This window comes from Chromobacterium alticapitis (assembly GCF_002924365.1).
In the GTDB taxonomy this organism is placed as follows: domain Bacteria; phylum Pseudomonadota; class Gammaproteobacteria; order Burkholderiales; family Chromobacteriaceae; genus Chromobacterium; species Chromobacterium alticapitis.
In genome coordinates, this window is record NZ_PQWB01000151.1 from 1 (window position 1) to 8,391 (window position 8,391).

At 68.8% G+C, this 8,391-nt stretch carries 2 protein-coding genes; both read left to right on the forward strand.

Going from position 1 to position 8,391, the window contains the following annotated elements; genetic code table 11:
- On the forward strand, positions 1–219 hold a 219-nt coding region (locus C2I19_RS22130), incomplete at its 5' end, for a hypothetical protein (protein WP_158253773.1).
- Positions 220–223: 4 nt separating this feature from the next.
- Positions 224–8,391: SDR family NAD(P)-dependent oxidoreductase (locus C2I19_RS19845; RefSeq protein WP_199181294.1), on the forward strand; the 8,168-nt coding region annotated here is incomplete at its 3' end.

The following is an 8,391-nucleotide window of genomic DNA, read 5'->3' on the forward strand; positions in this document are numbered from 1 at the left end:
CCGCGTCGTCTGGCGCTGCCGACCTACCCCTTCGCCCAGGAGCGGTATTGGGTCGCCCCGCGCCTGGCCGGCGGCGCCGCCAGCACGCGCACCGCGCCTCCCCCTCGGACGGGCTTCGATCAGGACTTCTTCGCCCGCCTGCTGCGCGACATCGATGAAGACTCACTCAGTGTGGAAGCGGCAGTCGCCGCGGCACATCGCAAAATTCTAGTGGATTGAAGACATGGATTTGCTCCAGTATATTTTTCAAGAAGTGAAACTCAAGCGCTTGAGTCAGGCCCATGCCTTGCAACTCGTCCGCCAGCTCGAAGAAAAGAGGGCGAAGCGCGCGTCTGCCGCCGATGCGCCGCATCCGCTGCTGCACCGCAACACCTCCGACCTGAGCGCACAGCGCTACGCCGCCGAATTCTCCGGCGACGAGCCCTTCCTCCGCGACCACCGCGTGCGCGACACCCCCGTCCTTCCCGGCGTCGCCCACCTCGAAATGGCCCGCGCCGCCTTCCTCCTCGCCGCGCCCGAGCTCACCCCCGGCGCCGTCCGGCTCGACGATGTCGTCTGGGCTCGCCCCGTGCTCGCCTCCCATTCGCCGCTGCCGCTGCAGATCGCCCTGCGACCCAACCCCGACGGCGACATCGCCTTCGTCATCCACGACGGCGACGAGGCCTCGCCCTACAGCCAGGGCCGTCTCCGCGCCGCAGCCCTCGACGCCCCCGCCGACCTCCCCCTGCCGGACCTGCGCCAGCAGTGCGCCCCCGACGACGCCATCGACGCGCTCTACGACTGCTTCCGCCGCTGCGGCATCCACTACGGCCCCGCTCATCGCGCCATCCAGGCGCTGTGGCGCGGCCAGGACCTCGTCCTCGCCGAGCTGCGTCTGCCCAACGGCGCCCCGCCCCTCGACGACTACGGGCTGCACCCCAGCTTGGCCGACGCTGCCCTGCAGGCCTTGATCGCCTTTCGCGACCCGGGCGACGATCAACCCGCCTTGCCCTTCGCCCTCGACGCCTTCAGCTGGTTCGCGCCCTGCCAAGCCCGCATGTGGGCCGTCGCCCGTCCCGCAGCCGCCGACGAGCCGGCGACACGCCGCTTCAACATCGATCTGTGCGATGACGCCGGCCGGGTGTGCGCCCGCTTCGAGGGGTTCGCCGCCCGTTCGCCCGCCGCTTCCGCCCACTCGCCCGCTCGCGTCGGCGCCCTGACGCTGACTCCAACCTGGGAGGTCGAACAGCCGCAGCCGCTGGCCGAGTGGCCCGCCGCCGACGCCCCCGCCTTGGTCCTGTCTCCCGACGGGGCCGCGCCCGACTGGCTGCGCCGACGCTTCCCGCTGGCCCGCTGGCTGGCCGCCTCGCCTGACCTCAGCCGCGAAGCCTTGCGCGACAGCCTGCCCGATGACTTGGCCCAGGTGTTCTGGCTCGTGCCGGCGCCGCCCGCCGCCGCCCCCGGCGATCCCGAGCTGGCGCGCCGCCAGCAGGACGGCGTCCTGCTCGGCCTGCGCTTGATCCAGGCCTTGCTCGACCGCGGCTGCGGCGCCCGACGCCTCGGCCTGACCATCCTCACCGAGCGCGCGCAGGCCGTCGCCGAAGACGAGGCGCTGCAGCCGGCCCATGCCAGCGTGCACGGTTTGATCGGCTCGCTGGCCAAGGAGTATCCCGACTGGGCAGTTCGCCTGCTCGATGTGCCCGCGCTCGACCAGGCGCCTGAGGCGCTGCTGCGGCTGCCCGCCGAGCCCCAGGGGATGCCGCGGCTGTGGCGCCATGGCCAGTGGTTCCGCCCGGCCCTCATCGACACCGCGCTGCCCGAAGGCCTGCCGACGCCGTTCCGCCGCGAGGGGGTCTATCTGATCCTCGGCGGCGCAGGCGGACTGGGCGAGGCGCTCAGCGAACATCTGATCCGTCAATACCAGGCCCGCGTCGTCTGGCTCGGCCGCCGGCCCGCCGATGCCGCCATCGAGGCCAAGCGCGCGCGCCTCGCGCAATGGGGGCCCGCGCCCGACTACCTGCGCGCCGACGCCGCCGACCCCGACGCGCTGCAGGCCGCCCGCCTCGCCGTGCTGCAACGCCACGGCGCACTGCATGGCGTGGTGCTGGCCACCATCGTCCTCAAAGACCAATTGCTGGCCAAGATGACTGAGGCCGACTTCGCCGACGCCCTGCGCGCCAAGACCGACGTCGCGGTTCAGGCCGCCCGCGTCTTCGCCGGCGACGCGCTCGATTTCATTCTGCAGTTCTCCTCGCTGCAAAGCAGCGCCCGCAGCCCCGGTCAGAGCAATTACGCCGCCGGCTGCGTCTTCGCCGACGCCCACGCCCAGCTCTGGCGCCAGACCGGCGCCTGCCCGGTCAAAGTGGTCAACTGGGGCTTCTGGGGCAGCGTCGGCGTCGTCGCCAGCGACGACTACCGCCGCAGCATGGCCCAGCGCGGCGTGGCGTCGATCGAGCCGGCCGAGGCCATGCCTTGGCTGGAGCGGATGCTGGCCAGTCCCGCCCGTCAGCTCTGCTACATCAAGACACTCGACCCCGGACTCGCCGACGCGCTGGGCGTCTTGCCGCAGCAACAGCGCCGCCTGCCCGCCCCAGCCGCCGCCTTGCCGCCGCTCGTTCTCTCCCGCTTGCCGACGCCGCCGCTCGATGACCCGCGCCGCGCCGAGCTGGAAGCCTTGCTCGCCGAACTGCTGGCGGTTCAGCTCAGCGAGCTCGCGCTGTGGCCGACGCCACGCGCCGCCGTGGCCGAGCCTTACCGGCGCTGGCTGGACGCCAGCCGGGACGCCCTGGACGCGCGCGGCTGGCGCAGCGCGCCCGACGCCGAGGCCACGCGCGCCCGCTGGGCCGCCTTCCGCGACGCCGCCGACCTCCGCCAGCGCGCCCATGTCGACTTGCTCGACGCCACGCTGACGGCGCTGCCCGACATTCTGCTCGGCCGCCTGCCGGCCACCCAGGTGCTGTTCCCCGACGCCTCCATGCGACGGGTGGAGGGCATCTATCAACGCAACCCGGTGGCCGACTACTTCAACGAAGTGCTGGCCTGCTGCCTGCTCGAGCACCTGCAGGCTCGCTTGCGCGACGAGCCGAATGCCCGGCTGCGGCTGCTGGAGATCGGCGCCGGCACCGGCGGCACCAGCGCCTTGCTGTTCGAGCGGCTCGCCCCGCTGGCCGGTCATATCGAGCGCTACAGCTACACCGATGTCTCCCAGGCCTTCCTGCAGCACGCCCGCGAACACTACGGCACGCGCGCGCCCTATCTCGACCCGCGGCTGTTCGACGCCGAGCAGGATCCAGCGCGCCAGGGACTGGAGACCGGCGCCTACGACGCGGTGATCGCCACCAATGTGTTGCACGCCACGCTGGACATCCGCCAGACCCTGCGCCACGCCAAAGCGCTGCTGCGGCCGCAGGGCGTGCTGTTGATCAACGAGATCGCCAGCCACAGCCTGTTCGCCCACCTCACCTTCGGCTTGCTCGAGGGGTGGTGGCGCCATGAGGACCCCGAGCTGCGTCTGCCGGGCTCCCCGGCCCTGGCCCCGGAACGCTGGGGCGAGCTGTTGCGCCAAGAGGGGTTCGTCGGCCTGAGCTATCCCGCGCGGGAAGCCGCGGCGCTGGGACAGCAGGTGATGGCGGCGCGCAGCGACGGCGCGTTCCGGCTCGGCTGGTCGGCCCCGCCGCCTGCCGCGCCCGCCCCGGTCATCGCGGCGCATCCGCCGCGGCCGGCCGGGAACAACCGCTCGGAGACCTTGCGCGACTCGACCCATGCCTATCTGCGCGATCTGGTCAGCCAGGTGGTGAGCATTCCGCCCGAGCGGCTCAATCCGAATGAAGCCTGGACCCACTATGGCGTGGATTCCATTCTTGGCCTGCGCATCACCGCCCAACTAGGGAAGATTTTCCCCAGCATCAACAGCACCTCCTTGTTCGAGCATCCGCATCTGCATGCACTGGTCGATCATCTGCTCGCGCAAGAAGGCGAGGCGCTGGCCAAGCTGTTCGCCCCCGCCGCGCCGGCCCAGCCGGCCGCGTCCGCGGCCGCCGACACTCGACCCACGGCATCGTCGCAGGCGCGCTGGGCATCTTCCCTGGCGCAACCGGCGCGCGCGCCGGTCCGCGACATCGCCGTGGTGGGCATCAGCGGCCGCTATCCGCTCGCGCGCGATCTGGATGCGTATTGGCGGAATTTGCTGGCCGGCATGAACTGCATCAGCGAGATCCCGCCCTCCCGCTGGGAATGGCAGAACTATTACCGCCCCGGCAAAGGCGAGGGCGAATGGGGCGGCATGTACAGCAAATGGGGAGGCTTCATCGAAGGCGTGGACGAGTTCGATCCGCTGTTCTTCGGCATCTCCCCGCGCGAGGCCGAACGCATGACCCCGCAGGAAAGGCTGTTTCTGCAAGAAGCCTACAATTGCCTGGCCGATGCCGGCCATACCCCGGCTTCCGTATCAGAATCCCGCCGGGTCGGCGTTTACGTCGGCATCATGAACAACCACTACGGCACCGTGCCGGGCTATTGGTCGGTAGCCAATCGGGTGTCATACCAGTTCGGTTTCCATGGGCCGAGCATGGCCGTGGATACCGCCTGCTCCTCGTCGCTCACCGCCATTCACTTGGCGCTGGAAAGCTTGGCAGGCGGCGAGGTGGATTGCGCGCTGGCCGGCGGGGTCAATGTCATCGTCGCCCCGGAGCAATACATGGCCTTGTCGGCGATGAACATGCTCAGCAGCGGCGATGCCTGCCGCGCCTTCGGCGCCGAGGCCGACGGCTTCGTCGACGCGGAAGGCGTGGGCGTCGTCCTGCTTAAGCCTTTGGAACGCGCCGAGGCCGACGGAGACCATATTTATGGCGTCATCCGCGGCAGCGCGCTCAACCACGGAGGCCGCGCCAATGGCTATGCCGTGCCCAATCCTCGCGCGCAAGGCGAGTTGATCGCGCAGGCGCTGCGCGTATCCGCCGTCCATCCGCGCAGCATCAGCTACATCGAGGCCCACGGCACCGGCACGGCTCTGGGCGACCCGATCGAAATCGCGGGCCTGGGCAAGGCATTCTCGGCCCATACCCAAGACGTCGGCTTTTGCGCCATCGGTTCGGTCAAAAGCAATATCGGCCATTGCGAAAGCGCCGCCGGCGTGGCCAGCCTGACCAAGGTGCTGCTGCAGATGCGGCATCAGACGCTGGTCAAGACCCTGCATTGCGAATCCTTGAATCCCAATATCGACTTCTCGCGCTCGCCGTTTGTCGTGCAGCGTGAAAACGCCTATTGGGCGCGCCCGGCGCTGGACGGCATCGAGCAGCCGCGCATCGCTGGCATCTCGTCGTTCGGGGCGGGCGGCGCCAACGCCCACCTCCTCTTGCAGGAATACGCGCCCCCGGCCGCCGCGTCGGCGCCTACCGGCCCCGTCGCCATCGTGCTGTCCGCGCGCAACGAGGCGAGACTGCGCGAAAGCGCCGTCAGATTGCGCGACGCGCTGGAACGCTTCGATTCGCGCGATCTCGCCGATATCGCCTATACGCTGCAGGTGGGCCGCGAGGCCATGGATAGCCGCCTGGCCTTCCTGGCCGACGATATGGACGAGGCCCGCGCCAAGTTGGACGCTTATTTGTCGCAAACCGGCGACACGGAAGGCTTGTATCGCGGCGAGTTGAAGCGCCAGCGCGACGCGCTGGGTTTGCTGGCCGACGATGAAGACATGGCGGCCACGCTGCAAACATGGCAGGCGAAGGGCAAACTGAGCAAGCTGCTGGAGCGGTGGACCCGCGGCGCCGAGGTGGATTGGCGACAACTGAGCCGCGACGGCAAGCCCCGCCGCGTCAGCCTGCCTGGCTATCCATTCGCGCGCGAACGCTATTGGGCGCCGCACCCGCAGGAACAGGCAGAGTCGATGGCCGCGGCGCCTGGCGCCGCGCTGCATCCGCTGCTGCACGCCAATACCTCCAGCCTGTCGCGACAGCGCTTCAGTTCGCGTTTCAGCGGCGAGGAATTCTTCTTCTCCGACCATCGGGTTCAAGGCCGCAAGATACTGCCCGCCGCAGCCCAACTGGAGCTGGCGCGCGAAGCGGCCTGCCTGGCGCTGGAGCTTCCGCCGGAGCCGCTAGGCGCCGTGGCGCTCGAACGCGTCGTATTCGCCCATCCGATCACCGCAGACCAAGCTGGAGCCGCTTTGCATGTCGAGCTCACGCCGGAACAGGATGGCGCGATCCATTACCAGTTGTATCGCGACGGCGACGAGGATCGGCAACTGCACGGCCAAGGCTGGCTGCGCTGCGTGACGGACATCGAGGAAGAGCGCGTGGATCTGGCCGACTGGCAGGCCCGCGTCGCATCGGCACGCGAAGGCGAGGCGTGCTATCGAGAATTCTCCGAGCTCGGCATCCGCTATGGCGCCGCTTTCCAAGCCTTGCGCACGCTCGCCGTCGGGCGTGACGAGCAGGGCATGCCTTTCGCGCTGGCTCGCTTACGCCTGCCGCCATCGCTGCACGCCACGCGCGACGACTATCGGCTGCATCCGGTGCTGATCGACGCGGCGCTCCAGGCGTGCATCGCGCTGCAACCGTCGCCGCGCGAGCCAGGCAACCTGACGCTGCCCTTCTCCGTGGCGCGCGTACGCCTGCGGGAGCGCCTTCCGGCCGAGCCATGGGTATTGATCCGCCCAGCCCAGGGATCAGACAGCGACGCGGCCGGCATGCTGGACCTGCGCTTGTGCGACGAGCAAGGCCGCGTCTGCGCCTGGCTGGACGGCTTCTGCGGCCGCCCGGCCGCCTCGTCGGCGACAAGTCCGCGGCTGACCCTCATGGAGCCGGCATGGACGCCGCAAGCCTCGCGATCCATCGAGTGCCCGCCATGTCCCACGCATGTCGCGCTGATCGGCGGCGAGGCGGCGCGCGATGCGCTGGCACCCTATCTACCCGGAGTCTCTCTGCACGCGTTGCGCAGCTCGCACACCGAGCCGCACCTGCGCTACCAGGATTACGCCGTACAACTGCTGGCCTTGCAGCAAGATTTGCTGCGCGAACGTCCTGCCCAGATTCTGCTGCAGCTAATTGCGCCGCTTGACGGCGAAGACATGCTGGCCCAAGGGCTGGCCGGCATGCTGAAAAGCGCGAGCCGGGAGCACGCCAATCTGCGCGCGCAGATCGTATCCATGGCATCGGGGAAACTCGCCGAGCAAGCCGCATGGATCGCCGCCGACAGCGCCGACCCCGCCTGCGATATCCGTTACCGGGAAGGCCAGCGCTTGGTCAAACAATGGCACCGCCGCACACCGGCCTCAAGCGTGCCGCCATGGCGCGACAACGGCGTGTACTTGATCAGCGGCGGCGCGGGCGGCTTGGGCGGCATCTTCGCCGAAGCCATCGCGCGCCAAACGCAAGGCACAACCTTGCTCTTGATCGGCCGCACCGAGGCGGGCGAGAAACAAGCCCACCTCCTGGATCAATTGCGCGCGCTGGGCGCCCAGGCCGACTATCTGCAGGCCGATATCGCAGACGCGGACGCGACGCAAGCGCTCGTGGACGGCATCTTGCAGCGCCACGGCCGACTCGATGGCGTACTGCATAGCGCGGGCGTATTACGCGACAGCCTGCTGGTCAAGAAGACCGCGTCCGAGCTGATCGAAACGCTGGCGCCCAAGGTTGCCGGCGCGCGCAATCTGGATCAGGCGACGCGGTCGCTGCCTCTGACGTGCTTCCTGCTGTTTTCCTCTCTCGCCTCCGCAGTGGGCAATCTCGGTCAAACAGACTACGCCGCCGCCAATGGCTACCTCGACGCCTTCGCCGAATATCGCAACCGATTGCAGGCGCAAGGGCTCCGCCATGGCCGAACACTGAGCATCAATTGGCCGCTTTGGGACGAAGGGGGCATGCGGCTCGACGAGGCCAGCCTCGAAGACATGCGCGTGCGCAGCGGCATGCTGCCGCTGCCCTCCGACATGGGCGTACAAGCCCTATGCCAGGCCTGGGCGGAAAATGCCAATCAAATTCTTATTTTCTACGGAAACGACAAAAGCATTGCAGATAGCATAAAAAGCCAGCAATATTCCGGGGAGAAGCGTGAAGACCATCCCCCTTCCGCTTCCGCGCCCATGGAAAGCGAAGCGTTGCGGGACAGACTGGAGCAGGCATTGAAGGGCGTCGTCTCGACGGTACTGAAGATCAACCACGCGGAACTAGACCTGGACGCCGAATTCAGCGAATTCGGTTTCGATTCCATCACGCTCACCTCCTTCGGCAATGAGATCAATCGCCGCTACGGCCTCGCCCTCGCCCCCACCGCCTTCTTCGAACATCCGTCGCTAAGCGCCCTGGCCCGCCACCTCGCGCTGCGCCACAGCGACGTCCTCACCCCGCGCTTCGCCCCCGCCGCGAGCGCCGTGACCGCGCCGACGGCAACCGTCCACGCCGACCCCGTCGC